General features: G+C 70.2%; 26 protein-coding genes. 14 read left to right on the top strand and 12 right to left on the bottom strand.

The window, feature by feature from the left end; all coding sequences use genetic code 11:
- The first annotated feature begins 67 nt into the window (after positions 1-67).
- From K0H49_RS12385 to K0H49_RS12335, 11 genes are all read left to right on the top strand, one after another.
- Positions 68-943, top strand: coding sequence for an ABC transporter permease (locus K0H49_RS12385; RefSeq protein ID WP_219212490.1), 876 nt, complete (start codon positions 68-70; stop codon positions 941-943).
- A 2-nt stretch (positions 944-945) separates the two neighbouring features.
- Positions 946-1935 carry an ABC transporter ATP-binding protein gene (locus K0H49_RS12380; RefSeq protein WP_219212488.1) on the top strand — a complete coding sequence of 330 codons (990 nt, stop codon included), beginning with the start codon at positions 946-948 and terminating at the stop codon, positions 1933-1935.
- On the top strand, positions 1932-2765 hold the full coding sequence (locus K0H49_RS12375; RefSeq protein WP_219212486.1) for an ATP-binding cassette domain-containing protein: 834 nt from the start codon (positions 1932-1934) through the stop codon (positions 2763-2765). The genes K0H49_RS12380 and K0H49_RS12375 overlap by 4 nt, the downstream gene beginning before the upstream one ends.
- Before the next feature lie 48 nt (positions 2766-2813).
- Positions 2814-4301, top strand: a complete 1488-nt coding sequence (locus tag K0H49_RS12370; RefSeq protein ID WP_219212485.1) for an ABC transporter substrate-binding protein — start codon at positions 2814-2816, stop codon at positions 4299-4301.
- A gap of 78 nt (positions 4302-4379) precedes the next feature.
- A complete protein-coding gene (locus K0H49_RS12365) occupies positions 4380-5789 on the top strand; it encodes an amidase (protein ID WP_374122340.1) in 1410 nt (469 codons plus the stop codon).
- 16 nt (positions 5790-5805) lie between these two features.
- On the top strand, positions 5806-7140 hold the full coding sequence (locus K0H49_RS12360; protein WP_219212480.1) for a tetratricopeptide repeat protein: 1335 nt from the start codon (positions 5806-5808) through the stop codon (positions 7138-7140).
- Between the two features lie 74 nt (positions 7141-7214).
- On the top strand, positions 7215-7910 hold the full coding sequence (locus K0H49_RS12355) for a phosphoribosyltransferase (protein WP_219212478.1): 696 nt from the start codon (positions 7215-7217) through the stop codon (positions 7908-7910).
- 135 nt (positions 7911-8045) lie between these two features.
- Complete coding sequence (locus K0H49_RS12350) at positions 8046-9161, top strand: ABC transporter substrate-binding protein (protein WP_219212476.1); 1116 nt, start codon at positions 8046-8048, stop codon at positions 9159-9161.
- Positions 9158-9925, top strand: a complete 768-nt coding sequence (locus K0H49_RS12345) for an ABC transporter permease (protein ID WP_219212475.1) — start codon at positions 9158-9160, stop codon at positions 9923-9925. Before K0H49_RS12350 ends, K0H49_RS12345 begins: the two co-directional genes overlap by 4 nt.
- A gap of 5 nt (positions 9926-9930) precedes the next feature.
- Positions 9931-10767 carry an ABC transporter ATP-binding protein gene (locus tag K0H49_RS12340; RefSeq protein ID WP_219212472.1) on the top strand — a complete coding sequence of 279 codons (837 nt, stop codon included), beginning with the start codon at positions 9931-9933 and terminating at the stop codon, positions 10765-10767.
- Positions 10739-11473: a GntR family transcriptional regulator gene (locus K0H49_RS12335; RefSeq protein ID WP_219212470.1), complete on the top strand. Its 735-nt coding sequence runs from the start codon at positions 10739-10741 to the stop codon at positions 11471-11473. Before K0H49_RS12340 ends, K0H49_RS12335 begins: the two co-directional genes overlap by 29 nt.
- A 24-nt stretch (positions 11474-11497) precedes the next feature.
- Here K0H49_RS12335 and K0H49_RS12330 read toward each other — a convergent pair whose 3' ends face one another.
- Positions 11498-12199, bottom strand: a complete 702-nt coding sequence (locus K0H49_RS12330; RefSeq protein ID WP_219212468.1) for a histidine phosphatase family protein — start codon at positions 12197-12199, stop codon at positions 11498-11500.
- Positions 12200-12259: 60 nt separating this feature from the next.
- Here K0H49_RS12330 and K0H49_RS12325 point away from each other — a divergent pair, with 60 nt between their 5' ends.
- Positions 12260-12970: an alpha/beta fold hydrolase gene (locus K0H49_RS12325; RefSeq protein WP_219212466.1), complete on the top strand. Its 711-nt coding sequence runs from the start codon at positions 12260-12262 to the stop codon at positions 12968-12970.
- Positions 12971-12993: 23 nt separating this feature from the next.
- Here K0H49_RS12325 and K0H49_RS12320 read toward each other — a convergent pair whose 3' ends face one another.
- The 7 genes from K0H49_RS12320 to K0H49_RS12290 form a co-directional block, all read right to left on the bottom strand.
- Positions 12994-13224, bottom strand: a complete 231-nt coding sequence (locus K0H49_RS12320; protein WP_219212465.1) for a hypothetical protein — start codon at positions 13222-13224, stop codon at positions 12994-12996.
- A gap of 109 nt (positions 13225-13333) precedes the next feature.
- Positions 13334-14074 carry a 5-oxoprolinase subunit PxpA gene (gene pxpA / locus K0H49_RS12315; RefSeq protein WP_219212463.1) on the bottom strand — a complete coding sequence of 247 codons (741 nt, stop codon included), beginning with the start codon at positions 14072-14074 and terminating at the stop codon, positions 13334-13336.
- 50 nt (positions 14075-14124) lie between these two features.
- Positions 14125-15171, bottom strand: a complete 1047-nt coding sequence (locus K0H49_RS12310) for a 5-oxoprolinase subunit C family protein (protein WP_219212461.1) — start codon at positions 15169-15171, stop codon at positions 14125-14127.
- A complete protein-coding gene (gene pxpB, locus K0H49_RS12305) occupies positions 15168-15824 on the bottom strand; it encodes a 5-oxoprolinase subunit PxpB (RefSeq protein WP_219212459.1) in 657 nt (218 codons plus the stop codon). The genes K0H49_RS12310 and pxpB overlap by 4 nt, the downstream gene beginning before the upstream one ends.
- 49 nt (positions 15825-15873) lie before the next feature.
- Positions 15874-16374, bottom strand: a complete 501-nt coding sequence (gene coaD / locus K0H49_RS12300; RefSeq protein ID WP_219212457.1) for a pantetheine-phosphate adenylyltransferase — start codon at positions 16372-16374, stop codon at positions 15874-15876.
- Between the two features lie 43 nt (positions 16375-16417).
- Positions 16418-17062 carry an RsmD family RNA methyltransferase gene (locus tag K0H49_RS12295; protein WP_219212455.1) on the bottom strand — a complete coding sequence of 215 codons (645 nt, stop codon included), beginning with the start codon at positions 17060-17062 and terminating at the stop codon, positions 16418-16420.
- A gap of 34 nt (positions 17063-17096) precedes the next feature.
- A complete protein-coding gene (locus K0H49_RS12290; RefSeq protein WP_219212452.1) occupies positions 17097-17738 on the bottom strand; it encodes a LysE/ArgO family amino acid transporter in 642 nt (213 codons plus the stop codon).
- A gap of 76 nt (positions 17739-17814) precedes the next feature.
- Here K0H49_RS12290 and K0H49_RS12285 point away from each other — a divergent pair, with 76 nt between their 5' ends.
- Positions 17815-18714: a LysR family transcriptional regulator ArgP gene (locus K0H49_RS12285; RefSeq protein ID WP_219213273.1), complete on the top strand. Its 900-nt coding sequence runs from the start codon at positions 17815-17817 to the stop codon at positions 18712-18714.
- 31 nt (positions 18715-18745) lie between these two features.
- On the opposite strand, the gene K0H49_RS12280 is transcribed toward K0H49_RS12285, so the two are convergent.
- Complete coding sequence (locus K0H49_RS12280) at positions 18746-20092, bottom strand: M16 family metallopeptidase (protein WP_219213272.1); 1347 nt, start codon at positions 20090-20092, stop codon at positions 18746-18748.
- An 18-nt stretch (positions 20093-20110) separates the two neighbouring features.
- Complete coding sequence (locus tag K0H49_RS12275) at positions 20111-21562, bottom strand: M16 family metallopeptidase (RefSeq protein WP_219212450.1); 1452 nt, start codon at positions 21560-21562, stop codon at positions 20111-20113.
- 29 nt (positions 21563-21591) lie between these two features.
- Between K0H49_RS12275 and ftsY the strand changes: the two genes are divergently transcribed.
- Positions 21592-22833, top strand: a complete 1242-nt coding sequence (ftsY, locus tag K0H49_RS12270) for a signal recognition particle-docking protein FtsY (RefSeq protein WP_219212448.1) — start codon at positions 21592-21594, stop codon at positions 22831-22833.
- A 7-nt stretch (positions 22834-22840) separates the two neighbouring features.
- Here ftsY and K0H49_RS12265 read toward each other — a convergent pair whose 3' ends face one another.
- Together K0H49_RS12265 and K0H49_RS12260 are read right to left on the bottom strand one after the other, a co-directional pair.
- On the bottom strand, positions 22841-23230 hold the full coding sequence (locus tag K0H49_RS12265; protein ID WP_219212446.1) for an FHA domain-containing protein: 390 nt from the start codon (positions 23228-23230) through the stop codon (positions 22841-22843).
- A 613-nt stretch (positions 23231-23843) separates the two neighbouring features.
- Positions 23844-24046, bottom strand: a 203-nt coding sequence (locus K0H49_RS12260; RefSeq protein ID WP_219212444.1) for a hypothetical protein, incomplete at its 5' end; no start/stop codon positions are given.

The following is a 24046-nucleotide window of genomic DNA, read 5'->3' as shown; positions in this document are numbered from 1 at the left end:
CGGCGTGTAACTCCACCCCCCAAGGGGGAGGCGCGGCCCGCCTTGGGGCGGCCCGGCGGCGGCCGCTATGAGCGCGCTCCCCACCTTGGCGCCCACCGCCATGAAGGTGCCCGGCTTCTGGCGCCGCGCGTTGCACCACCGCAGCTTCGTCATCGGCGCGGTGCTCACGCTGCTGCTGCTGCTGGCCGCCGCAGTGTCGCTGGTCTGGACCCCCTGGTCGCCCTACGAGATGGACATGGCCAGCAAGCTGCAGGGGCCGAGCCTGTCGCACTGGCTGGGCACCGATCCCTTCGGCCGCGACGTGGCCTCGCTGCTGCTGGTGGGCGCGCGCGCCTCGATCCTGGTCGGCCTGATCGCGGTCGGCATCGGCCTGGTGGTGGGCACGGCGCTGGGCCTGCTCGCGGCCGCGCGGCGCGGCTGGGTCGAGGAAGCCATCATGCGTTTCAGCGACTTCTCGCTGGCCTTCCCCGCGATCCTGTCGGCCATCATGATGACGGCCGTGTTCGGCCCGGGCATCGTCAACGCGATCGTCGCCATCGGCATCTACAACATCCCGACCTTCGCGCGCATCACGCGCGCCTCGGCCAACGCGATCTGGTCGCGCGAATACATCGCGGCCGCACGCGCCTGCGGCAAGGGCGGCTTCTCGATCACGCTGCAGCACGTGCTGCCCAACATCTCGGCGGTGCTGATCGTGCAGATCACGATCCGCTTCGCGATCGCGATCCTGGCCGAGGCCGCGCTCTCGTACCTGGGCCTGGGCACGCAGCCGCCGCAGCCTTCGTGGGGCCGCATGCTCGCCGAAGCCCAGACCCTGATGTTCCAGGCACCGCTGCTGGCGGTGTTCCCCGGCCTGGCGATCGCGTTCGCGGTGCTCGGCCTCAATCTCCTGGGCGACGGATTGCGCGATCTGCTCGACCCGCGTCTCGCACGGGCACGCTGACCATGGCCCTCCTCGAAGTCAAAGACCTCCACATCGGCCTGCAGACGCAGCGCGGCCCGGCCGAGGCCGTGCGCGGCATCGATTTCACGCTCGAGCGCGGCGAGACGCTGGGCATCGTGGGCGAATCGGGCTGCGGCAAGTCGATCACCGTGATGTCGCTCATGGGCCTGCTGCCCGCGAGCGCCAGGGTCACGGGCAGCATCAAGTTCGACGGCACCGAGCTCGTGGGCCGCAGCGAGAAGGCGATGTGCCAGATCCGCGGCAACCGCATCGGCATGATCTTCCAGGAGCCGATGACGGCGCTGAACCCGGTGCACACCATCGTGCGCCAGATCGGCGAGCCGCTGCGGCTGCACCGCGGGCTCACCGGCGCCGCGGCGCGCGCCGAGGTGCTGGCGCTGCTCGAGCGCGTGGGCATTCCCGACCCGGCCTCTCGTCTCGACGCCTACCCGCACCAGTTCTCCGGCGGCCAGCGCCAGCGCATCGGCATCGCGATGGCGCTGGCCTGCGGGCCCGACCTGCTGATCGCCGACGAGCCGACCACCGCGCTGGACGTGACGATCCAGAAGCAGATCCTCGACCTGATCCAGAGCCTGGTGGCCGAGCGCGGCATGGCGCTGATCCTGATCTCGCACGACCTGGGCGTGATCGCGCAGAGCGTCTCGAAGATGGCCGTGATGTACGGCGGCAGCATCGTCGAGAGCGGCCCGACCGACACGCTGTTCGCGGCCCGTGCGCACCCCTACACCCAGGGCCTGTTCGCGGCCCGCCCCGCGCTGGGCGCCCCGCGCGGCACGCGGCTCGCGACCATACGCGGCAGCGTGCCCGAACTGGTCGACCTGCCGCCGGGCTGCCCCTTCGCGGGCCGTTGCCGGCTCACGGTCGACGCCTGCCACACCACGCGCCCGCCTGCCACGCCGTTGCCGCATGGCCACCTGGCGCGCTGCCTGCGGCTCGACGAGGCCCTGGCCACCGAGGAGGCCGTGGCATGACGACCACCCCTGCCACGCCCCTGCTCGAAGTCACCGACCTGGTGCGCCACTACGCGCTGCCGCGCGAATCGCTGTTCGCGCCGCCGCCGCTGGTGCAGGCGCTCAACGGCGTGAGCTTCCGCGTCGAGGCCGGGCGCAGCCTGGGCATCGTCGGCGAATCGGGCTCGGGCAAGTCGACCATCGCGCGCCTCGTGATGGCACTCGACCAGCCCACCTCCGGCAGCGTGAAGCTGCTGGGCCGCGACCTGCACCGGCTGCCGCGCGCCGAATTGCGCACCGCGCGGCGCGACCTGCAGATGGTGTTCCAGGACCCCTACGGTTCACTCGACCCGCGCCAGACCGTGGCGCGCATCGTCGCCGAGCCCCTCGAGGCACTGGCCGAGACCAGCCGCAGCGAGCAGCGCGAACGCGCGGCCGAATCGCTGGCGGCAGTGGGCCTGCGCAGCACCGACCTGGGCAAGTACCCGCACGAGTTCTCCGGCGGCCAGCGCCAGCGTATCGCGATTGCGCGGGCGCTGATCACGCGGCCCAAGCTCATCGTGGCCGACGAGCCGGTGAGCGCTCTCGACGTGTCGGTGCAGGCGCAGGTGCTCAACCTCATGCAGGACCTGCAGCAGCAGTTCGGCATCAGCTACCTGCTGATCAGCCACGACCTCGCGGTGGTCAACCACCTGTGCGACGAGGTCTGCGTGCTGCACCGCGGCGTGGTGGTCGAGCGCGGCGAACCGCTGCGGCTGTTCGCCCATGCCGAGCACCCCTACACGCAGGCGCTGCTGGCGGCCGTGCCGCGCGCCGAGCCCCCGGTGCGCGCGCGGGCACAGCCCGCTTGATATAAGGTCTGCACTTTCCTTCTTCCTGTCTTTGCCTGGAGCCTGCCCATGTTGAAACGCCGTACCGTCCTCACCGCTTCCGCCGCGACCGCGGTGGCCTCGGCCCTGCCGACCTTTGCGTTCGCGCAGAACCGCAAGGACGCGATGGTGCTGGGCATGACGCTCGAACCCACGGGCCTCGATCCGACGACCAGCGCGGCCGTGTCGATCTCGGAAGTGGTGCTCTACAACATCTTCGAGACGCTGACCAAGATCAACCCCGACGGCAGCGTGACGCCGCTGCTGGCCGAGAGCTGGGACATCTCGCCCGACCTGAAGACCTACACCTTTCGCCTGCGCAAGGGCGTGAAGTTCCAGAATGGCGAGCCCTTCAACGCGCAGACCGTGAAGTTCGCCTTCGAACGCGCGGGCAACGAGAAGAGCACCAACAAGGACAAGCGCACCTTCGCCAACATCGGCGTGCAGGTGATCGACGAGCACACGGTGGTGCTGCTCAACAAGGAAATCGATCCCGACTTCCCCTTCGTGCTGGGCCAGGCCACGTCCATTATCGTGGAGCCCAAGAGCGCCGACACCAACGCGGCCAAGCCGATCGGCACCGGCCCCTACAAGCTCGACACCTACAACAAGGGCGCCTCGCTGGTGCTCAGCAAGTGGGACGGCTTCCGCAATCCGGCGCAGGCCAAGCTCAACAAGATCACCTTCCGCTTCATCTCCGACCCGGCCGCACAGGCCGCGTCGCTGCTGGCCGGCGACGTCGACGCGTTCCCGCGCGCGGCCACCCGCATCGTGGCGCAGTTCAAGAACAACCCGCAGTTCCAGACCATCCTGGCCGGTTCGCGCGCCAAGACCATCCTGGCGATCAACAACGCCAAGAAGCCGCTGGACGATGTCCGCGTGCGCCGCGCCATCCTGGCCGCGCTCGACCGCAAGGCGATCATCGAAGGCGCGGCCGACGGCTTCGGCACGCCCATCGGCAGCCATTACGTGCCCGGCGCGCCCGGCTATGTCGACACCACCGGCGTCAACCCCTTCGACATCGAGAAGGCCAAGAAGCTGCTGGCCGAAGCCGGCGTGAAGACGCCGCTCGAACTCACCATGACGCTGCCGCCGCCGCCCTACGCGCGCCAGGGCGGCGAGATGGTGGTGGCCCAGCTGGCCAAGATCGGCATCGTGGTCAAGGTGCAGAACGTCGAGTGGGCGCAGTGGCTCAGCGGCACCTACGGCAGCAAGAACTACGACCTGTCGATCGTCTCGCACGTCGAGCCCTTCGACCTGGGCAACTACGCCAAGTCGGACTACTACTGGGGCTACCAGTCCAAGCCCTTCGTCGCGCTGTTCGACAAGATCAAGACCACGGGCAACGTGACCGAGCGCAACAAGCTGCTGGGCGACGCGCAGAAGATGCTCGCGGCCGACGCGGCCAACGGCTTCCTGTTCCAGCCGCAGTTCCCGACCATCGCCAAGAAGAACGTCAAGGGCCTGTGGAAGGAACTGCCGATCTTCGCCAACGACCTGTCCGCCCTCTCCTGGTAGGACGCCCCCGAGGGCAACACCAGCGGCCCGGCACAGCCGGTTCCGCGGTGTTCCTGAAAGAATTCGATCGAGATGACGATGGACGCCAAGCGCTTGCATGAGCTTTCCGCTACCGAACTGGGCGCGGCCTACCGTGACGGCAGCCTGTCGCCGGTCGAGGTGACGCAGTCGGTGCTCGACCATGTGACACGCTGGGAGCCGCAGCTGGGCGCGACCTGGCTGCTGCGGCCCGACGCCGCGCTCGAGCAGGCGCGCGCCTCCGAGGCACGCTGGCGCAGCGGCGAAGCGCGCGGTCCGCTCGACGGCGTGCCGACCACGATCAAGGAAAACATCGCCACCAAGGGCGACCCGCTGCCGGCCGGTACCGCGGCCGTCACGCTGCGCCCGGCCGCGGCCGATGCGCCGCCCGCGGCCCGGCTCAAGGAAGCCGGCGCGGTGATCGTGAGCAAGACCACCATGCCCGACTACGGCATGCTGTCCTCGGGGCTGTCGAGCTTCCACACGCTGGCGCGCAACCCCTGGGACCTGCGCAAGACCCCCGGCGGCTCGAGCGCCGGCGCGGGTGCGGCCGCGGCCGCGGGCTACGGCCCGCTGCACATCGGCACCGACATCGGCGGCTCGCTGCGCCTGCCTGCGGGCTGGTGCGGCATCTTCACGCTCAAGCCCAGCCTGGGCCGGATCCCGATCGACCCGCCCTACATGGGCCGCGCCGCCGGACCGATGACCCGCACCGTGGCCGATGCCGCGCTGATGATGCAGGTGCTCTCCCAACCCGACGCGCGCGACAGCATGAGCCTGCCCGCGCAGGACATCGACTGGTCGGCCTTCGAGGTCGATCCGGGCCACCTGCGCGGCCTGCGCATCGGCCTGCTGCTCGAAGCCGGCTGCGGCCTGCCGGTCGACCCGGAGATCCTGGCCGCGGTGAACGAGGCCGCGCGCCTGTTCGAGCGCGCCGGCGCCACGGTCGAGCCGATGCAGCCCTTCATGTCGCAGGCCATGCTCGACGGCATGGACCACCTGTGGCGCATGCGCTCCTTCGTCGACCTCAACACGCTGCCGGGCGCGCAGCGCGCCAAGGTGCTGCCCTACATCCGCGCCTGGGCCGAGAGCGCCTCGGACTTCAGCGGCGACCACGTGTTCCGCGCCTTCAGCCAGTTTCATGCGACGCGCGTGGCCACGGTCGACGCCTGCGCGCGCTTCGACTACGTGATCTCGCCGGTCTCGCCCAACATGCCGGCGCCCGCCGAAGACCCCTCGCCCACCAACGACCCGCTGCGTCCGCTGGAGCACATCGGCTTCACCGTGCCCTACAACATGTCGGAGCAGCCGGCCGCCTCGGTCAACTGCGGCTACTCGGCCGCAGGCCTGCCGATCGGCCTGCAGATCGCGGGCAAGCGCTTCGACGACCTGGGCGTGCTGCAGGTGTCGCGCGCCTTCGAGCAGATCCGCGGCGCGCAGAAACCCTGGCCGCAACCGCCGGCGGACTGAAGCGGCGGAAAAAGCCATGCACGGCATCGACCTGCTCGGCAACCCCGTCACGCTGGACGACCCCGCCAGCCTCGGGCCGCTGAACGATTTCGTCGGCGGCTTCATCGCCTGCGAGGCCCGCGCCGCCAACGTGCTGGCCGCGGCGCAGGACCCCAGCCCGCTGGTGCAGGCGTATTGCGCCGCGCTGCACATGTTCGCCGAGTCGCGCGATGCGGTGCCCAACGCCCGCCCCTTCCTCGACCGCGCACAGGCCGGCGCCGCGCGCGCCAGCGCGCGCGAACAGCGCTTCATCGCCGCCGTGGCCGCCTGGGTCGACGGCGACGTCGCGCGTGCGATCACGCTGCACGAGGAACAGGCGCGCGAACACCCGCGCGACCTGGTGTCGCTCAAGCTGGGCCAGTACCACTGCTTCAACCTCGGCGACTGCCCGGGCATGCTGCGGCTCGCGCTGGCGGCGCTGCCGGCGGCCGCCGACGTGCCCTACCTGCACGGCATGCTGGCCTTCGGCCACGAGCAGTGCCACCGGATGCGCGAGGCCGAGGCCAGTGCGCGCCGCGCCATCGCCATGTGTCGCAAGGAGCCCTGGGCCCACCATGCGCTGGGCCACGTGATGCTGACCGAAGGCCGGCTCGCCGAAGGCCTGGACTTCATGCGCGGCGTCAGCGACAGCTGGACCGGCCTGAATTCCTTCATGGTCACGCACAACTGGTGGCATGTGGCGCTGTTCCTGATCGACCTGGGCCGCGACGCCGAGGCGCTGGCGGTGTACGACACGCAGGTCTGGGGCGTGGTCAAGGACTACACGCAGGACCAGATCGGTGCGGTCTCGCTGCTGGCGCGCTTCGAACTGGCCGGAATCGACGTCGGCGCGCGCTGGCACGACGTGGCCGAGCACCTGGAGACGCGGCTCGACGACCATGTGCTGCCCTTCCTCGACCTGCAGTACCTCTACGGCCTGGCGCGCGCGGGCCGGCCCGAGGCCGACACGCTGCTGCGCGGCATCGAGGCCTTCGCGCCCACCGCACCGCCCGCCACGCGCGCCGCCTGGGAGCGCGTCTGCGTGCCGGCCGCGCGCGGCCTGTTGGCGCATGCGCGCGGCGACATGGCCGGGGCCATCGAGGGCCTGGGCCTGGCGCTGCCGCGGCTGATCGAGATCGGCGGCAGCCATGCCCAGCGCGACCTGTTCGAGCAGGCCTGGCTCGCGGCCCTGATGCGCGAGGGCAGCGAGCGCTCGCTGACCATGGCACAGGGCTTGCTGCAGCCGCAGGTCAACGACCAACCCGAATCGCTGCGCCTGCGCCGACAGCTGGCGCAGGTATATGCGGGGCTGCGGCTGCCACTGCCGGCCTGACCGGTCCGGCAAAGCAGCTATAACGGGGCCCGCGCTCCGGCGCGCGCCACCCTCGGCCTTTCATTCTTCGCTCCATGACCCCGCATTTCACCGAAGCCACCACCGGCTACTGGCAACAGCTCCTCGACGCCGGCACGCTCGCCCGGCCCGAGGCCCCCTGGCAGCACGGCTATCCGGCGCGCCTGCCCGACGGCCGCGTGCTGATGTTGCCGATCCGCCAGCTGGCGGCCGACCCGACCCAGGCCGTGGCCTCGCTGATCTGCAACCAGGCCTCGCTCGAGGTCATCGAAACCCTGGGCCGGATGCTGGCCGAGAAGCTGGCGCCGCTGCAGCCCGACGTGGTGATCGGCATCCCGACGCTGGGCCTGACCTTCGCGCCCATCGTGGCGCGCCACCTGGGCCATGCGCGCTACGTGCCCATGGGCTACTCGCGCAAGTTCTGGTACGACGAGGCCCTGTCGAGCGAGGTGCAGTCGATCACCACGCCCACGGCCGGCAAGCGGGTCTACCTCGACCCCAACCTGCTGCCGCTGGTGCGCGGCAAGCGCGTGGTGCTGGTCGACGACGCGGTCAGCAGCGGCAGCACGCTGAAGGCGCCCTGGCGGCTGATCGAGTCGCTCGACGCCGAGGTGCTGGCCTGCGGCGTGGCCATGCTGCAGGGACGGCGCTGGCAGCAGACGCTGGGGCCCGAACGCGCGGCCCGCCTGGTGGGCGTGTTCGACAGCCCGCTGTTGCAAGCCGTGCCCGACGGCTGGGTCGAGCGCAGCTAGAGCCCCCTGCCCACGCAGCGCGGGTGGTACGCAACCTGCTTGCCTGAACACGCCCCCTGGGGCGTATCTCGTTTCGTATACATTTTTGGTGCGCCGCAGCAAATCGCGCGGTGGCCGAGCCCTTCTGGAGTCCTCATGTCCTCGATCCCCACGACCTTCGCATCCTCTTCCCTGTCGCGCCGCCGCCTGCTCCAGGCCGCGGGCGCGGCTTCGGCCGCCAGCCTGCTGGCCGCGCCCGCCTTCGCCCAGACCCGGGCCATGAGCATCACCCTGCCCTGGGTGGTCAACGGCTCCAACTACTGGCCGCTGGTCGGCAAGGAGCTGGGCTATTTCAAGAAGCGCGGCATCGACCTGACCGTCTCGCGCGGCAACGGCTCGGTGGCGGCGGCCCAGGCCGTGGCCAACAAGCAGTTCGATTTCGGCGTGGTGTTCTTCGGCGGCACGCTGGTCAACATCGCGCGCGGCCTGCCGCTGCAGGCGCTGGCCACGGTCGGCTACGACGCGCTGATGGGCAACCTGGTGCTGGCCGATTCGCCGATCCGCGGCCCCAAGGACTTCGAAGGCAAGCGCGTGGGCACGGTCGCTACCTCGGCCGAATCGCCCTACTGGAGCGCCTATGCGGCCAAGACCGGCATCGACCTGAGCAAGGTCACGCGCCAGCAGCTCGACGCCCGCCTGATCGAGCGCGCGCTGATGGAAAAGCAGGTCGACGCGATCACCGCCATCGGCTCCTCGAGCATCCCGGTGCTGGACTCGCTGGGCGTGAAGACCCGCTTCATCCCCTGGGCCAAGGCCGGCGTGCAGCTCTATGCCTCGCAGATCATCGCGCGCCGCGAGACCATCGACAGCGATCCGGGCCTGTGCCAGGCCATGGTCGACGCGATCCTCGAGTCGGCGGTCTACACGCTGAAGAACCCGCAGGCTTCGCTCGACATCCTCTACAAGGCGCAGCCCGAGATCGCCATGGCGAAGGGCGGCAAGGAAAACGCCGCCATCGCTCAGGGCCTGGCGCAGGCCACCATGGTCGCGCCCGAGGCGATCCAGAACGGCATGGGCTACAGCAGCATCCCGACGCTGGCCGGCATGATCGCGCTCGCCGCCAAGGCCGGCGCGCTCACGGCCGACGCCAAGCCGCTGCGCCCCGAAGACCTGGCGACCAACCGCTTCGTCGGCAAGATCAAGCTCAGCACGTCCGAATGGGACGCGATCCGCAAGAACGTGGCGCCCTACAACGCCATGCTGGGCTCGTGAATTCGAGCGCGCAAGACAGCGCCTTCCGCCGCATCGGCCTGCCGCTGCTGTTCGCCCTCGGCACCCTCGCGCTGTGGGAGGCCGCGGTGCGCTTCTTCGCCATCCGCGAAGTGCTGCTGCCCACGCCGAGCGCGATCGGCGCGCGGCTGGTCGAGACCTTCCCGCTGCTGATGCAGCACGCCTGGCCCACGGTGTGGGAAAGCGTGGCCGGCTTCGCCATCGCCTCGGCGCTGGGCGTGGCGCTGGCCGCGCTGCTCAGCGCCTCGGGCCTGATGCGCAGCATGCTCTACCCCAACGTGGTGCTGTTCCAGCTGATCCCCAAGATCGCGCTGGCGCCGCTGTTCATCGTCTGGCTGGGCATCGGCTTCCAGTCGCGCCTGACCTTCTCGGTCTTCATCAGCTTCTTCCCGGTGGTGATCGCCGCGCTGGCCGGCCTGGACAACGTCGACAAGTCGCTGCTGCGGCTGTGCCGCGCGCTCACGGCCTCGAGCTGGCAGGTGTTCTGCTCGGTGCGGCTGCCGCACGCGCTGCCCTATGTGTTCAGCGGCATGAAGATCGCGACCACCTTCGCCATCATCGGCGTGATCGTGGGCGAGTTCATCACCTCGCAGGCCGGCCTCGGCTACCTCATCCTTTTCGCTTCCTCGCAGGCCGACACGGCGCTGATCCTCGCGGCCATCGTGGTGCTGTGCGGCTTCGGCCTGCTGTTCTACGGCGCGGTGGCGCTGCTCGAGCGCTGGACCCAGAAGGTGTTCGGCGAATGACGACCATGACCTCCTTCCCCTCATGGCTGCAGGCCACCTCGGTCGCCGCCGACCGCGACGCCAGCTACCTTTCGGTGCAGGGCGCGCGCAAGACCTACGACACGCGCAACGGCCAGGTGCATGCCGTCGAAAGCGCCGACTTCGACATCGACGAAGGCGACTTCGTGAGCCTGGTCGGCCCGAGCGGCTGTGGCAAGAGCACGCTGATGTCGATGATCGGCGGGCTCGAGACCCCGAGTGCCGGGCGCATCCGCGTGGGCGGCAGCCCCGTCACCGCGCCGCGCCGCGACTTCGGCTATGTGTTTCAGGACGCCACGCTGCTGCCCTGGAAGACGGTGTTCGACAACGTGCTGTTCCCGATCCGCACGCAGAAGCGCCCCGTGGCCGACTACCTCGCCGAGGCCGAGCGGCTGCTGCGCCTGACCGACCTCTGGGCCTTCCGCGACAAGCGGCCGTCCGAGCTGTCGGGCGGCATGCGCCAGCGGGTGGCGATCTGCCGCGGGCTGATCAACGACCCGCAGCTGCTGATGATGGACGAGCCCTTCTCGGCGCTCGACGCGATCACGCGCGACGACATGAACCTCGCGCTCGCGCAGCTCTGGGACCAGGTGCACAAGACCGCGGTCTTCATCACCCACAGCATCCGCGAGGCGGTGTTCCTGTCGGACCGCGTGCTGGTGATGAACGCGCGGCCCTCGCGCATCGTGGCCGACATCCGCGTGCCCTTCGCGCGGCCGCGCCGCGCCGAGATGCAGGAGGAGCCGCTGTTCAACGAGATCTGCGGCTTCGTGCGCGACAAGATCCACGAAGGCCATGGCAGCCGTCAGCCCGCGTCCGCCTGAGGCGATCCGCACGGCCGACACGCCGCTGCAGGCGCTGGTGCATGCGCACCGCGAGGCCGGCGGCGGCCGGCTGTCGACCGACGCCATCGTGCGCCTGCTGCAGGAGGCGATCGTGCGCGGCCTGTTCGGCCCGGGCCAGGCGCTGCGCCAGGACGAACTGGCGGCGCTGTGCCACGTCAGCAAGATCCCGGTGCGCGAGGCGCTGCGCACGCTCGAGGCCAACGGCTTCGTCGAGCTGCTGATGAACCGCGGCGCGGTGGTCAAGGCACTCACGCTCGACCAGCTGCGCGACGCCTTCGAGCTGCGCATGATGGTCGAGCCGCACCTGATGCGCACCGCCGCGCCGCTGCTGAGCGCGGCCGACCTCGACGAGGCCGAGCGCCTGATTGCGGCGATGGACGACGCGGGCCATGCCTGGGCCTTCAGCGAACTCAACGGCCGCTTCCACGACCTGCTCTACCGCGCGGCCGACAAGCCGCTGTCCAAGCAGATCCTCGCGATGCTGCAAGGCCACATCCAGCGCATGTCTTTCATGCAGCTCTCGCTCGCGGGCTTCAACCGCAGCTCGAACGAGGACCATCGGCTGATCCTCGCAGCCTGCCGCGGCGGCGACGCCGAGGCCGCGGCGCAGGCCGTGGCCGCGCATGTGGAAGGCGTGAAGGACATCGTGCTCGACCTCTACGCGCGGCACCACGCGCGCGGTTGAGGCGAGCCCGCGCTCAAGTCGACATCAGGTCGACTTGAGGTGCCGGCGCTGGTCGTAGTTGGGCTGGGCCGGCAGGTCGGCCAGGTGCCTGGTGTCGGCCCAGTCGAGGATCTCGATCTGTGCCGGGTCCGACGGATCAGCGATCCGGATGCGGTTGATGCCCGCGTTCGGGATGTCGCTCTGGCGCGGGCCGTTGAGGCCCAGGCCGCGCGCGGTGCGCCACACCATGTCGAGCACGCCGCCGTGCGTGACCACCAGCAGCCGCCGGCCCGCGTGCGCGGTCGCGAGCGCGCCCAGCGCGCCCAGGATGCGCGCATGGAACTGCAGCGGCGATTCGCCCTCGGGCATGGCGTGGTCCTCGCGGAACTCCAGCCATTGCTCCCAGGCGCGCGGATGCAGTTCGCGGATGTCCTCGGCGCGCAGGCCCTCGACCACGCCGAAGTGCTGTTCGCGCAGCGCCGCCTGCGTCACGACAGGCAGCGCCAGCTGCTGCGCGGCGGGCGCGGCGGTCTGCTGGGCACGCAGCAGGTCGCTGCAGAAGAACAGGTCGACCGGCTCGCCCGCCAGCCGCAGGCCGAGACGGCGCGCCTGCTCGTGGCCGGTGTCGTTGAGCGGGATGTCGATGTGGCCCTGGAAGCGCAGCTCGCGGTTCCAGTCGGTCTCGCCGTGGCGGATCAGGATGAAGTCGGTGGCGGCGGAGGGCGGTGTGGATGTGGATGTGGTCATGGCTGCGGCCTATTGTCTCCGCATCGCACGCCGGCCCGCGGCTTCGCGGACAATGGCACGATGCCCCGTCTAGTCCTCTTGCCCGGCCTCGCCTGCGACGAGCGCCTCTGGCAGGCCCAGCGCCCTGCCCTCCCCCCTGCCTTCGACGCCCGCGTGAGCGATGTGCACACCCGGCACGAACGCATCGAGCACATGGCCGCGGCCGTGCTGGCCGAGAACGAGGGGCCGCTGATTCTCTGTGGCGCCTCGCTGGGCGGCATGATCGCGATGGCCGCCGCGCAGCAGGCGCCCGAGCGCGTCGTCGGCCTGGCGCTGCTGGGCACCAGCGCGCGGCCCGAGACGCCCGAGATGTTCCAGCTGCGCGAATCGGCGATCGAGATGTTCGAGCGCGGCGAGGCGCGCGAGCTGATCGAGCTCAACGCCAACTTCGCGCTGCATCCCGCGCAGGTGGCCGACCGGGCGCTGGTGCGCCGCTACGTGGAGATGGTGCTCGATGCCGGCGTGACGCAGCTGGTGCGCCAGAACCGCGCCGCCATGCAGCGGCCCGACGCGCGCCGCCATCTGCCGGCCGTGCGCTGCCCGGTGCTGGTGCTGTGCGGCGACGGCGACAAGCTCACGCCGCCCGAATGCAGCAGCGAGATCGCGGCGTTGGTGCCGCAGGCCGAGCTGCAGTGGATCACGCAGGCCGGCCACATGCTCACGATGGAGCAACCGGCGCAGGTCAATGCGGCGCTGCTCCACTGGCTGCGGCGCTGGAGCGCGGACGCCTGATCGGCGCGCTTCGTCTCGCGTGCTCAGCCGACGGCTGCGGCGACACCGCGCGGACCGTCACGTCCTCCCAACGCACGCAAGGCCACGAAGCCGGCCAGCAGCGCGCCGCCATAGCTGTCGTAGCCCCGTTCGGCGCTGCTCAGCACCGCATAGTGGGCGAAGACGCTCTTTTCGCCCGTGCCCTGGAGGATCACCCAGCCATAGCGCTGTTCGGGCAACTCGCGCACGCTCAATGCGAGATCTCGCAATTCCATTCTGACAACTCCCTGTCGATTCTTGTGGCGCATTTTTTAGCCGCTGGGCGCGGCGCCATCAAGGTCATCCTTCACGCTTCGGGGCCGCAGCACCACGTGAACGAAGGAATCAGTTGCAAGCCATCACCGCGATGCCTTCGCGCTCGAGCGCCGCGCGGATGCGCCGTGCAAAGGCCAGCGCATGCGCGCCGTCGCCGTGCAGGCACACGCTCTGGGCATTGACCGCGACCAGGCTGCCGTCGATCGCCATGACCTGGTGGTCGCGCACCAGCGACAGGGTCTGCGCCAGCGACTGTGCCTCGTCCTCGATCAGCGCGCCGGGCTGGCCGCGCGGCACCAGGCTGCCGTCGGGCATGTAGCCGCGGTCGGCGAAGACCTCTTCCACGGGTTTGAGGCCGGCGCGCTCGGCCGCCTGGACCATGCCGCTGCCGGCCAGGCCGAAGAAACGCAGGGCCGGATCGAAGTGCCGCACCGCGTCGCACAGCGCGTCGGCGAGCGCGGGCTCCTTCACCGCCTGGTTGTAGAGCGCGCCGTGCGCCTTGACGTGCGACAGCGTGCCGCCCTCGGCCTTCACGATCGCGGCCAGCGCGCCGATCTGGTAGAGCACGCCGGCCACGATCTCATCGGTCGGCAGGTGCATGGCGGTGCGACCGAAGTTGGCGCGGTCGGGGAAGCTCGGGTGCGCGCCGATCGCCACCTTGCGGTCGATGGCCCAGCGCACGCACTGGCGCATGGTCATCGCGTCGCCCGCGTGCCAGCCGCAAGCGATGTTGGCCGAGCTCACGAGCGTCAGAAGCTCTTCGTCGCTGCCGGCACCTTCACCGAGGTCGGCGTTCAGATCGATCTGCATGGGGAGACTCCTTCGCGACGATTCTGCGCCGAGGCCGAGGAGCCCGCGCTTCAGTCGGGACTTCCCTCGGGATCGGCGCGCGGCGCGGCGGCCGCTGCAGCGACCGGCCAGCCGTTGGCGGCCAGGCCCTGCGCCACCTGCGCCAGATAGCGCTGCTGCGCGGCCCAGGCCTGCGTGGCTTCGGCCGCGTCGGTGCGCACCAGCCGCAGCATGCCGCCGAGCGGCGCCTGCGCGAGCTTCCAGAGGTCGGCCCGGATCACCACGCCGATGCGCGGATAGCCGCCGGTGGTCTGGGCATCGCCCATGAGGATGATCGGCTGGCCCGAGGGCGGCACCTGGACCGTGCCGGGCACGACGCCCGAGGACAGCATCTCGACCGGGCGCCGACGCGCGAGCGCCGGCCCTTCGAGCCGGCTGCCCATGCGGTTGCTCTGCGGCGTGAGGCGCCAGGGCTCGCGCCACAGCGTCGTGATCGAGGCGGCCGTGAAGTGCTCGCATTCGGGGCCGGGCATCACGCGCAGCGCGATGGCACCGCCGAGGTTGGCGTGGCCATCGAGCGCCCACGCGGGGCCGCGCAGGCCGAAGGCACGCCGCGCGCGCTGGGCCGCATCGAGCAGGCTGGGCCCGAGGGGCAGCCGGTCGCCTTTTTTCAGCGCGCGTCCCTGGTGGCCGCCGAAGCCGGCCTTGAGGTCGGTGCTGCGCGAGCCGAGCACAGGCGCCACGTCGATGCCACCGGCCACGGCCAGCCAGCTGCGCACGCCCTTCTTGCCGGGCGCGAGGTTGGCGCCGCCGAGCACCAGCCGTTGGCCCGCCGCCACCGGCACGCTCCAGCCGGGCCACAGCGGCAGGCCGTCGAGGCGGGCGCCGAAATCGTCGCCCGCCAGCGCGATGCGGGTGTCGGTCTCGAAACGGAATTCGCAGGCGCCCAGCGTGAGCTCCAGGCCCGCCGCACCGTCGGCGTTGCCGACCAGACGATTGGCCAGCGTGAGCCCCAGCGCGTCGAGCGCGCCGCCAGGGCAGATGCCGCGCTCGCGGTGGCCGTGGCGGCCCAGGTCCTGCACCGAGGCCAGCATGCCGGGCTTGACGACGACGATCATGCGCCGTGCACGCTCTCGACGACGAAGCGCACGCGATCACCCGCGCGCAGCAGCGTCGGCTCCTCGGCGGACGGGTCGAACAGCGCGAGCGATGTCCGACCGATCAACTGCCAGCCGCCGGGCGACACCAGGGGATAGATGCCGGTCTGCGCGCCGCCGATGCCGACCGAGCGGGCCGGCACCGCCACGCGCGGTTCGGTGCGGCGTGGGGTCGCGAGTTCGGGCGCCAGTCCGCCCATGAAGGCAAAGCCGGGCAGGAAGCCCAGCAGGTACACCACGTACTCGCCGGCGCTGTGGCGGCGCACCACCTCGGCGGGCGTGAGGCCGGTGTGGGCCGCGACGTCGCCCAGGTCCGGGCCGTGCTCGCCGCCATACGCCACGGGGATCTCGATGGTGCGGCCTTCGATCGCAGCGGCGTCGAGCTGCGGCCAGGCGGCCAGCACCTGGATCTCGAGCTCGGCCGCGTCGACCTGCAGCGGGTCGAACAGCAGCGTCAGGTTGTTCATGCCGGGCAGCACTTCCTGCACTGCCGGCCATTGGCGGGCCTCGCGCGCCAGGGCCCAGATCTGCTGCTGCTGCACCAGCGTGGCCGGTGCCGGCAGCTCGCACACCAACGCAGCATCGCCGAGCGAATGCAGGCGCGGCGGCGTCATTGCTGCGCGAGGGGGAAGGCCATCGCCTCCGGCGTGGCGTGCCCGGGCATCATTCCCTGCCGAGGCTGCGCACCTTGGCGATGAGCTTTTCCTGGACGAAGGGCGAGACGAACTTGTCGACCTCGCCGCCCAGCATCGCGATCTCGCGCACGAAGGTGCTGGAGATGAACTGGTATTTGTCGCTGGGCGTCAGGAAGACGGTCTCGACATCGGGCATCAGCGAGCGGTTCATGCCGGCCAGCTGGAACTCGTAGTCGAAGTCGGTCACGGCGCGCAGGCCGCGCACCATGGCCTTGCCGCCGCGCGCCACGACGAAGTCGCGCAGCAGGCCCGCAAAGCTCTCGACCTTGACCTGGTCGCTGTAGGGCGCCACCGCCTCCTGCGCCATTTCGATGCGCTCCTGCAGCGTGAACAGCGTCTTCTTGTGATGGCCCGCCGCCACCGCCACGATGACGTGCGAAAACAATTGGGTGGCCCGACGAACCACGTCTTCGTGGCCGAGCGTCATGGGGTCGAAGGTGCCGGGGTAGACCGCGATCACGCTGGACATCGTGCGAACTCCTTGTGCAGCCATTGCTGCATGAATCGGCGGATTATGCAGTCGAAGATTCGACCGCCTGGAGCAGGTGCGCGTGCACCGCCCCAGCCTTGAGATGGCGATAGCCCACGAGGCCGAAGGCCGCGAGCTCCTCGTCGAGCCACTGGCGCGCCGCTTCGAGGTAGACCACGCCGCCGGGTTGCAGCGCGCGCGCGGCCGCACGCAGCGCGGGCTCGTAGAGCGCGGGGCTCTCGAAGGGCGGGTCGAGCAGCACCAGGGCCAGGCTGCCCGCGGGGACGCGTTCGAGCGCGGTCACGCCGTGGCCGCGTTCGATGCGCACCGTGTCGGCCGAGAGCTTGGCCTTCGATTTCTGCAGCTGGACGACGAGCTCCGCGTCCTGCTCGCACAGCAACACCGAGGCCGCGCCGCGGGAGGCCGCTTCGAGGCCCAGCGCACCGGTGCCGGCGAAGGCATCGAGACAGTGCCAGCCCGGCAGCGCGCCACCGCCCACGCCGGCCAGGCTCGCGAGCCAGTTGAACAGCGTCTCGCGCACCCGGTCGGGCGTGGGCCGCAGGCCGGGCTTGTCGGCCACGGCCAGGCGCGTGCGCTTCCATTGGCCGCCGATGATCCGGACTTCGTGCGGACGCTTGTCGTGTTTGGGGACCTTGGGGGTCGGGGATGGGGAAACCTTCTTCTTCATGCCGCGAGCTTAACGGCAGCCGCGGGCCGGGCGCTCAACTTGCCGACAGACCTTGCCGCATCAGCAGCCATGCGAGCAGCAGCATGGTGCCGCCGATCGACGCATCGACCCACTGCCAGGCCCGCGGTTTCGCGAACCACGGCGCCAGCAGGCGCGCGCTGAAGCCCAGGGCGGTGAACCACAGCGCACTCGCGAGCGCGGCGCCGGCCACGAAGCCGGCGCGCGCGCCGCCTGCGTATTGCGCGCCGGTACCGCCCACGAAGAGCACGGTGTCGAGGTAGACGTGCGGGTTGAGCAGCGTGAAGGCGGCCGCCTGCCCGAGCACCGCGCGCCGCGAAGCGCCCACGCGCTGCGCCGCGAGGGCCGTGGCCTGCGGCCGACGCGCGCGCCACAGGCTGCGCACGCCGTAGCCGCCAAGAAAGGCTGCACCTGCGAACGCCATCGTCGCGGCGAGGCCGGGGTGGCCCTGCAGCAGGTGCGCCATGCCGGCCACGCCGAGCATGACCAGCAGCGCATCGCCCAGCGCACAGAACATCACCACGGCCGCCACATGCTCCCGGCGCAGGCCCTGGCGCAGCACGAAGGCGTTCTGGGCGCCAATGGCCACGATCAGCACCAGGCTCATCGCGAAGCCATGAGGGAGGGCGGACAGGGAGGAAGAAGCAATGACAGGCATGGCTTGCGAGTGTGGGCATGGCGTCGTATGAAGGCAAACTAATGCTTCTTTACCGAGATTAGGAAGTCTTATGTCGATGCTCGACTACGCCGCCCTTCATGCCCTTGCCGCGGTGGTGCGCGAAGGCAGCTTCGAACGCGCGGCGCGCACGCTGAACGTCACGCCGTCAGCGGTGTCGCAGCGCCTGAAGGCACTGGAGGAGCGCCTGGGCATCGCGCTGGTGGTGCGCGGTACGCCCTGCACGCCGACCGAGGCGGGCCGGCATTTCTGCCGCCACGCCGAACGCGTGCAGATGCTCGAGCATGAGCTGGGGGTGGTGTTGCCCGCGCAGCCGGCGCTCGGCACGCAGCGCATGACGCTGCGCATCGCCGTGAATGCCGACAGCCTGGCGACCTGGTTCGTGCCGGCGGCGGCCGCCTTCGCGCGGGAGACGCCGGCCCTGCTCGACATCGGCGTCGACGACCAGGACCACACGGCCGAACGCCTGCGCAGCGGCGACGTGCTGGCTGCGGTGACGGCCCTCGCCAAGCCGGTGACCGGCTGCAACAGCAGCGCGCTGGGCGCGATGCGCTATGTGGCGGCCGCCAGTCCGGCCTTCATGCAAGCGCATTTCGCGGACGGCGTGGATGCGCGCACGCTGGCACGTGCGCCCAGCCTGGTCTTCGATCGCAAGGACCGGCTGCAGTCACGCTGGATGCGACGCATCTGCCCGCGCGGGGTGGAAGCACCGCGCCATTGGCTGCCCTCGCCCCAGGCCTTCGCCGAGGCCGCCTGCGCGGGCATGGGCTGGGGCATGCATCCGGCCAGCCTGATCGCGCCGGCGCTGCGCAAGGGCACGCTGGTCGAACTGGTGCCCGGAACACCGCTGGCCGTGCCGCTCTACTGGCAGCAGGCCCGGGGAGCGCCGCTGCTGCTCCGGCAACTGGCGGAGGCCGTGTTCAAGGCCGCGCGCCAGGGGTCGCACGCGCTGGATTGAAGCGCGCGCGGCGTGGTGGTTCAGCGGCCGCTCAGGGCTTGGCGCCGACGATCACCGTGACCATGCGCTGCGGTTGCAGCTTGCGCGCGAACGCGGCCTTGATGTCGGCCACGGTCACGGCGTTCATGCGCGCGGTCCAGGTGTCGAGATAATCGAGCGGCAGGTCGTTCCAGGCGATGTTGGCCACGTTGCCGAGCAGCTTGGCGTTGCTGTCGAGCAGCAGCGGGAAACCGCCGATCAGGTTGTCCTTGGCGGCCTTGAGCTCGGCCTCGGTCGGACCGTCGGCCACGAACTTCGCCAGCACTTCGCGCGACACCTTGACGGCTTCGTCCGCCTGGTCCGGCCGGGTCTGGAAGCCGACGCGGAAGGCGCCCGCATGCAGTCCCGGCGCAAAGCCGCTGTAGATGCCGTAGACCAGGCCGCGCTTCTCGCGCACCTCGTTCATCAGGCGCGACACGAAGCCGCCGCCGCCCAGGATGTAGTTGCCGACGTTCAGCGCGAAATGGTCCGGGTCGCGCCGCGCGTAGCCCGGCTGCCCGATGACGACATGGGCCTGGGCCGAGGTGAAGGGGATGCGCTCTTCGCTCGGCGCGCTCAGCGTGGCGACTTCGGGCACCGGCGGCAGCGTGGCGCAGGCGCCGTCCTGCGCGGGCAGTCGCGACAGCAGCCGCGTGGCGATCGAGTCGGCCTGGGCCCGCGTGACGGCGCCGACGATGCTGAGCTTGGCACGGCAGGGCAGGATCAGCTGCGCCTGGCGCGCGCGCATCATCGCCACGTCGATGGTGGCGAGCGTGGCCTCGGTGGTCTCCTGGCCGTACGGATGCGTGCCGTACAGCGCATGCGCGAACGCACGCGCGCTGACGGTGCCGGGCTGGGTATTGGCCTCTTTCAGCGCGGCGACGATCTGCTCGCGCTCGCGCTGCCACACGTCGGCAGGGAACGAAGGCTCGCCGATCTCGCGCGCGGCCAGCGCCACCGCCTTGTCGAGCAGGGCCGGGTTGGCCAGCGTGCGCAAGGAGAAGCTGGTGCGCTCGGCACCGGCGCCGACATTGAAATTGGCGCCCAGATCGGCCCAGGCCTCGCCCAGCGCGTTCTCGTCGAGCGCGGCGCCGGCATCGCTGGCGCGCACGCCCTTCTGGACCATGCCGGCGCTCGCGGCCGCCAGGCCGGCCTGCGCGGCCGGGTCGCGCCGGCTGCCGGCGTCGAAGTCGACCTGCACGTCGACGATGGGCAGCGCATCGGTCGCGGCCAGGTACACCTTGGCGCCGTTGGGCAGCGTCCAGTGCTGGATGGGAATGGCGGCCTGGGCGTTCAGCGCGGCCAGCAGGCCGGCGCTCGCAAGCAGGGCGGCACCGGCGATTTTCTTCAGATTCGGCATGGCGTAGGCGTCTTTCATTCAGCGCAGAGCGCCTTCGGGCACTGCGGGGTTGCGCGGCCGCTGGGTTTTCTCGAGCGGCAGGGGCCGCAGCGTGGCGACCGTGAGCTGGTCGTCGCCGAAGTACTTGCCGGCCACGGCCTGCACCTGCTCGGCGGTGACGGCCTGCAGTCGCGCGACGATGCGTGCACTGGCGTCCAGCGGCAGGCCCTGCACCCAGTTGTTGCCCAGTTCGCGCGCCTGCGCCATCACCGAGTCGAGCTTGTAGGTCTGGCTCGCGACCCACTGGGTCTTGACGCGGGCCAGTTCGGCCGCGGCCACGCCGTCGCGCGCCACACGTGCCACCTCGGCGCGCAGCGCGGCCTCGACCGCCTCGGGCGTCTTGCCGGCCGCGGGCACGCCGTCGAGCTCGAACAGCTGCGGGCCGCGTCCGTAGAGGCCCGCATAGGAACTGGCGCTGTCCGCCACGCGGTCGGGGCCCTGCGTCAGCGCACGGTCCAGGCGCGCGCCAGGGTAGCCGTCGAGCAGCGCCGACAGCACCACCAGGGGCCAGACATCGCTGTCGCCGTCCAGGCTCTCGAGCCGCGGCGTGCGGAAGGCGAGCGACACATAGGCCTGCTCGGCCGGTGCCTTGAAGTCCACGCGCCGGATGCCGCGCTGCTCGGGCTCGGTGCGGGGCTTGCGCGTGGGCAGCGCACGCACGGGAATGCGACCGTAATACTGCTCGGCCAGCGCGCGCACGCGTTGGACATCGACATCCCCCGCCACCACCACCGCCGCATTGGACGGCACATACCACTGGCTGTGGAAGGCGCGCACGTCATCGGGCGTCATCGCATCGAGGTCGCTCATCCAGCCGACCACCGGACGCCGGTACGGCGAGGCGATGAAGACCGCCGCGTTCTGCTGCTCGCCCAGCAGCGCGCGCGGCTGGTCCTCGGTGCGCATGCGGCGCTCTTCCTTGACGACCTCGATCTCGCGCTGGAACTCGATGTCGGGCCACTGGTTGTTGGCAAAGCGATCGGCTTCGAGCTTCATGACCTGCTCGAGCTTGTCCGTCGGGATCTGCTGGTAGTAGCCGGTGTTGTCGCGCGTGGTGAACGCGTTCTCCTGCCCGCCCAATGCGGCCACCTGGCGCGAAAACTCGCCCGGCTTGAGCAGCTTGCTGCCCTTGAACATCATGTGTTCGAGCGCATGTGCCACACCAGAGATGCCATCGACCTCGTCCATCGACCCGACCCGGACCCACAGCATGTGGACCGCCGTGGGCGCGCGCCGATCGGGCTGGACGATCAAGGTCAGGCCGTTGGAGAGCGTGAAGGTCTGCGCCTTGTTCGAGAGCGCGGCGGAGGCCGAGGCATCGGACGATGGCAGGGCGGAAGACTGGGCCAGAACGGGCGTGACCCAGAACGCGGAAAGCGCCAGGGCCAGCACCGCACCAGACGCTGTGCGGCGTGGCGAGAGGTGTTTCATAGAATGGGTCGGATTGTAAAAACCATCTGATGTTCAGTTTCTTCAAGAAAAAACCGGCCGAGGCCGTTCCGCCCCCCGCGCCAGCGGTCGACGTGCAGTCCGCGCCTGCGCCCGCCACTATCGCACCTGTGCCACCGCCGCCGGCGAAATCGGTGTTCTCGCCGTCGACATGGTTCAAGAGCGATGCACCGGTGCCACCGCCGCCCCCGGTCGGTGGGCCTGCGCCTGTGGCCGTGCCAGCAGTGGCGCCTGCCATCGTCGCGCCGCCGCCAGCGGCACCCGCCACCGCAGCGCCTGTGCCGGCCCCTGCACCCGTTGTAGCGCCCGTTGCCATCCCTGCGCCGCCCCCGGCAACCCCCGTGCCGGCGTCGTCGCGCACGGGCTGGCTCGACAAGCTCAAAGCCGGTCTGCGCAAGACCGGCACCGGCATCCAGGCGGTGTTCGTCAACGCACAGATCGACGAGGCACTCTACGAGGAGCTCGAAGCCGCGCTGCTGATGGCGGACACCGGGGTCAAGGCCACGGAGTTCCTGCTCGAAGACCTGCGCGGCCGCGTCAAGCGCCAGATGGCCACCGATGCGCAACAGGTGCGTCGCCTGCTCGCCGAAGCCATTGCCGATCTGCTGCGCCCGCTGGAGAAACCGTTGGTCATCGGTCGCTACACGCCCACCGTGATCATGGTGGCCGGCGTCAACGGCGCAGGCAAGACGACCTCCATCGGCAAGCTGACCAAGCACCTGGCCAACGAGGGTGCGTCGGTGCTGCTGGCTGCGGCCGACACCTTCCGGGCGGCTGCGCGCGAGCAGTTGCTGGTCTGGGCCGACCGCAACACGGTCGAGATCGTCAGCAACGAGGGCGGCGATCCGTCGGCCGTGAGCTTCGACGCGGTGAATGCCGGCAAGGCCCGCGGCAAGGACGTGGTGCTGGTCGACACGGCGGGTCGCCTGCCGACGCAGCTGCACCTGATGGACGAACTCAAGAAGATCAAGCGCGTGGTCACCAAGGCGGACGCCACGGCGCCCCACGAAGTGCTGCTGGTGATCGACGGCAACACCGGCCAGAACGCGCTGGCGCAAGTCCGGGCCTTCGACGAGACGCTGGGCCTGACCGGGCTGATCGTCACCAAGCTCGACGGCACCGCCAAGGGCGGCGTGCTGTGCGCGATCGCCCGCGAGCGACCGATCCCGGTCTATTTCATCGGTGTCGGCGAAAAGCTGGAAGACCTCGAAACCTTCGACGCCCGCGAGTTCGCCCAGGCCCTGCTGGGCTGAGGCGGTTTCAGCGACCCGGCGTCAGAACCCGGGCAAAGGCAGCGCGCTCGAGGCTGCCGGTGCGGCTGTCGACCGCCAGGCTCAACGTCGCCATGTCTGTCCGGCCGCTGCCGTCGGCCAGGAAGCGCAACTCGACATCGCCCAGCGCGATCAGGTCGCGGTGTTTCAATGCCTGCCACCGAACCTTGCGGCCATTCACTCGCGTGCCATTGCTGCTGCCCAGGTCGACGAGCACGGCGGCACCGCGCGTGGCGTCGATCTCGGCATGGCTGCGGCTGACCTTCACGCTGTCGAGCACCACCGCATTGTTCGCGTCGCGGCCGATGCGCGTGCGCCCCGCCTGCAGCGCGATCAGCCTTGGCGTTCCGCTTTTCGTCATCACGATCAGTCTGTGCATGGGTCCCCTCCTTGTTGGCGCGGGAGGCGCGTCCGTCCGAGCCTCCGCGCACTTTGCATCGGCGGGCGGAGAAGCCCAAGTAACAAGTTGGCAACTTCGCCGGATTGAAGAGCAGGCGTCACCGCGAGGCGTATCGGATCGGTTGCTTCGTGATGCATGTCATGGGACGCCGAGCAACAGCCCGGCAAGTGCGGTCTCGTACGACAGCATCGACAGGGCCTCGCTTGCCGCCTCTAAACGCTGGCGCAAGTTTGATGAGCGGCCGCAACAGCGGACATCGCCAAGCGGCCGATCGGCGAGGGACGCCATGCCACTCGGGCGCGCAGGGGGTGGCGCGGTGCAAGTTCAAGCTGGCCGACGCAATGGACGGATTGGCGCGACGCGACGCCCTGCTTCAAGGCCATCCACACGCGGTTCTTCAGCGGCCATGACCTGGAATCGCAGAGTGAAGAGCTGCTGGAAAAACCTATCGGCTCGGATGCTGCACGCCGGGGGGGGCGACACGCTGGTTGACGTCTGATTGCGGCGCGAGTCTCAGTGGTTGAGTCGCAATGCTCGAGCAGCAGTGCATGTCCACAGCGCGTGGACGGGCCGGCGCGACGCGACGCCCTGCTCAAAGGCCATTCATACATGCGTCTTCAGCGGCCATGACCTGGAATCGCTGAGCGAGGAATTGCTGGATGAACTCGTTGGCTCGGGCGCGGCGCGCCGGGAGGGCGACAGCCTGCTCAATGTCTAGTTTGCGGGCCAATACCGATGGCCGCATCACTGCATGAACGGAATGGGTGTTCAGGGGAATGCATGCTGCGGCATTGC

Origin of the sequence: Variovorax boronicumulans, from assembly GCF_019352895.1 — a bacterium.
Lineage (GTDB): Bacteria > Pseudomonadota > Gammaproteobacteria > Burkholderiales > Burkholderiaceae_C > Variovorax > Variovorax boronicumulans_A.
The sequence above is the reverse complement of the archived record's forward strand: the minus strand, read 5'-3'. Positions and strand labels throughout refer to the sequence as shown.

Excerpts from the sequence above, each read along its gene's own strand:
- K0H49_RS12385 (WP_219212490.1), top strand. The coding sequence starts at position 68 with ATGAGCGCGCTCCCCACCTTGGCGCCCACCGCCATGAAGGTGCCCGGC.
- K0H49_RS12380 (WP_219212488.1), top strand. The coding sequence starts at position 946 with ATGGCCCTCCTCGAAGTCAAAGACCTCCACATCGGCCTGCAGACGCAG.
- K0H49_RS12375 (WP_219212486.1), top strand. The coding sequence starts at position 1,932 with ATGACGACCACCCCTGCCACGCCCCTGCTCGAAGTCACCGACCTGGTG.
- K0H49_RS12370 (WP_219212485.1), top strand. The coding sequence starts at position 2,814 with ATGTTGAAACGCCGTACCGTCCTCACCGCTTCCGCCGCGACCGCGGTG.
- K0H49_RS12365 (WP_374122340.1), top strand. The coding sequence starts at position 4,380 with ATGGACGCCAAGCGCTTGCATGAGCTTTCCGCTACCGAACTGGGCGCG.
- K0H49_RS12360 (WP_219212480.1), top strand. The coding sequence starts at position 5,806 with ATGCACGGCATCGACCTGCTCGGCAACCCCGTCACGCTGGACGACCCC.
- K0H49_RS12355 (WP_219212478.1), top strand. The coding sequence starts at position 7,215 with ATGACCCCGCATTTCACCGAAGCCACCACCGGCTACTGGCAACAGCTC.
- K0H49_RS12350 (WP_219212476.1), top strand. The coding sequence starts at position 8,046 with ATGTCCTCGATCCCCACGACCTTCGCATCCTCTTCCCTGTCGCGCCGC.
- K0H49_RS12340 (WP_219212472.1), top strand. The coding sequence starts at position 9,931 with ATGACCTCCTTCCCCTCATGGCTGCAGGCCACCTCGGTCGCCGCCGAC.
- K0H49_RS12335 (WP_219212470.1), top strand. The coding sequence starts at position 10,739 with ATGGCAGCCGTCAGCCCGCGTCCGCCTGAGGCGATCCGCACGGCCGAC.
- K0H49_RS12330 (WP_219212468.1), bottom strand. The coding sequence starts at position 12,199 with ATGACCACATCCACATCCACACCGCCCTCCGCCGCCACCGACTTCATC.
- K0H49_RS12325 (WP_219212466.1), top strand. The coding sequence starts at position 12,260 with ATGCCCCGTCTAGTCCTCTTGCCCGGCCTCGCCTGCGACGAGCGCCTC.
- K0H49_RS12320 (WP_219212465.1), bottom strand. The coding sequence starts at position 13,224 with ATGGAATTGCGAGATCTCGCATTGAGCGTGCGCGAGTTGCCCGAACAG.
- pxpA (WP_219212463.1), bottom strand. The coding sequence starts at position 14,074 with ATGCAGATCGATCTGAACGCCGACCTCGGTGAAGGTGCCGGCAGCGAC.
- K0H49_RS12310 (WP_219212461.1), bottom strand. The coding sequence starts at position 15,171 with ATGATCGTCGTCGTCAAGCCCGGCATGCTGGCCTCGGTGCAGGACCTG.
- pxpB (WP_219212459.1), bottom strand. The coding sequence starts at position 15,824 with ATGACGCCGCCGCGCCTGCATTCGCTCGGCGATGCTGCGTTGGTGTGC.
- coaD (WP_219212457.1), bottom strand. The coding sequence starts at position 16,374 with ATGTCCAGCGTGATCGCGGTCTACCCCGGCACCTTCGACCCCATGACG.
- K0H49_RS12295 (WP_219212455.1), bottom strand. The coding sequence starts at position 17,062 with ATGAAGAAGAAGGTTTCCCCATCCCCGACCCCCAAGGTCCCCAAACAC.
- K0H49_RS12290 (WP_219212452.1), bottom strand. The coding sequence starts at position 17,738 with ATGCCTGTCATTGCTTCTTCCTCCCTGTCCGCCCTCCCTCATGGCTTC.
- K0H49_RS12285 (WP_219213273.1), top strand. The coding sequence starts at position 17,815 with ATGCTCGACTACGCCGCCCTTCATGCCCTTGCCGCGGTGGTGCGCGAA.
- K0H49_RS12280 (WP_219213272.1), bottom strand. The coding sequence starts at position 20,092 with ATGCCGAATCTGAAGAAAATCGCCGGTGCCGCCCTGCTTGCGAGCGCC.
- K0H49_RS12275 (WP_219212450.1), bottom strand. The coding sequence starts at position 21,562 with ATGAAACACCTCTCGCCACGCCGCACAGCGTCTGGTGCGGTGCTGGCC.
- ftsY (WP_219212448.1), top strand. The coding sequence starts at position 21,592 with ATGTTCAGTTTCTTCAAGAAAAAACCGGCCGAGGCCGTTCCGCCCCCC.
- K0H49_RS12265 (WP_219212446.1), bottom strand. The coding sequence starts at position 23,230 with ATGCACAGACTGATCGTGATGACGAAAAGCGGAACGCCAAGGCTGATC.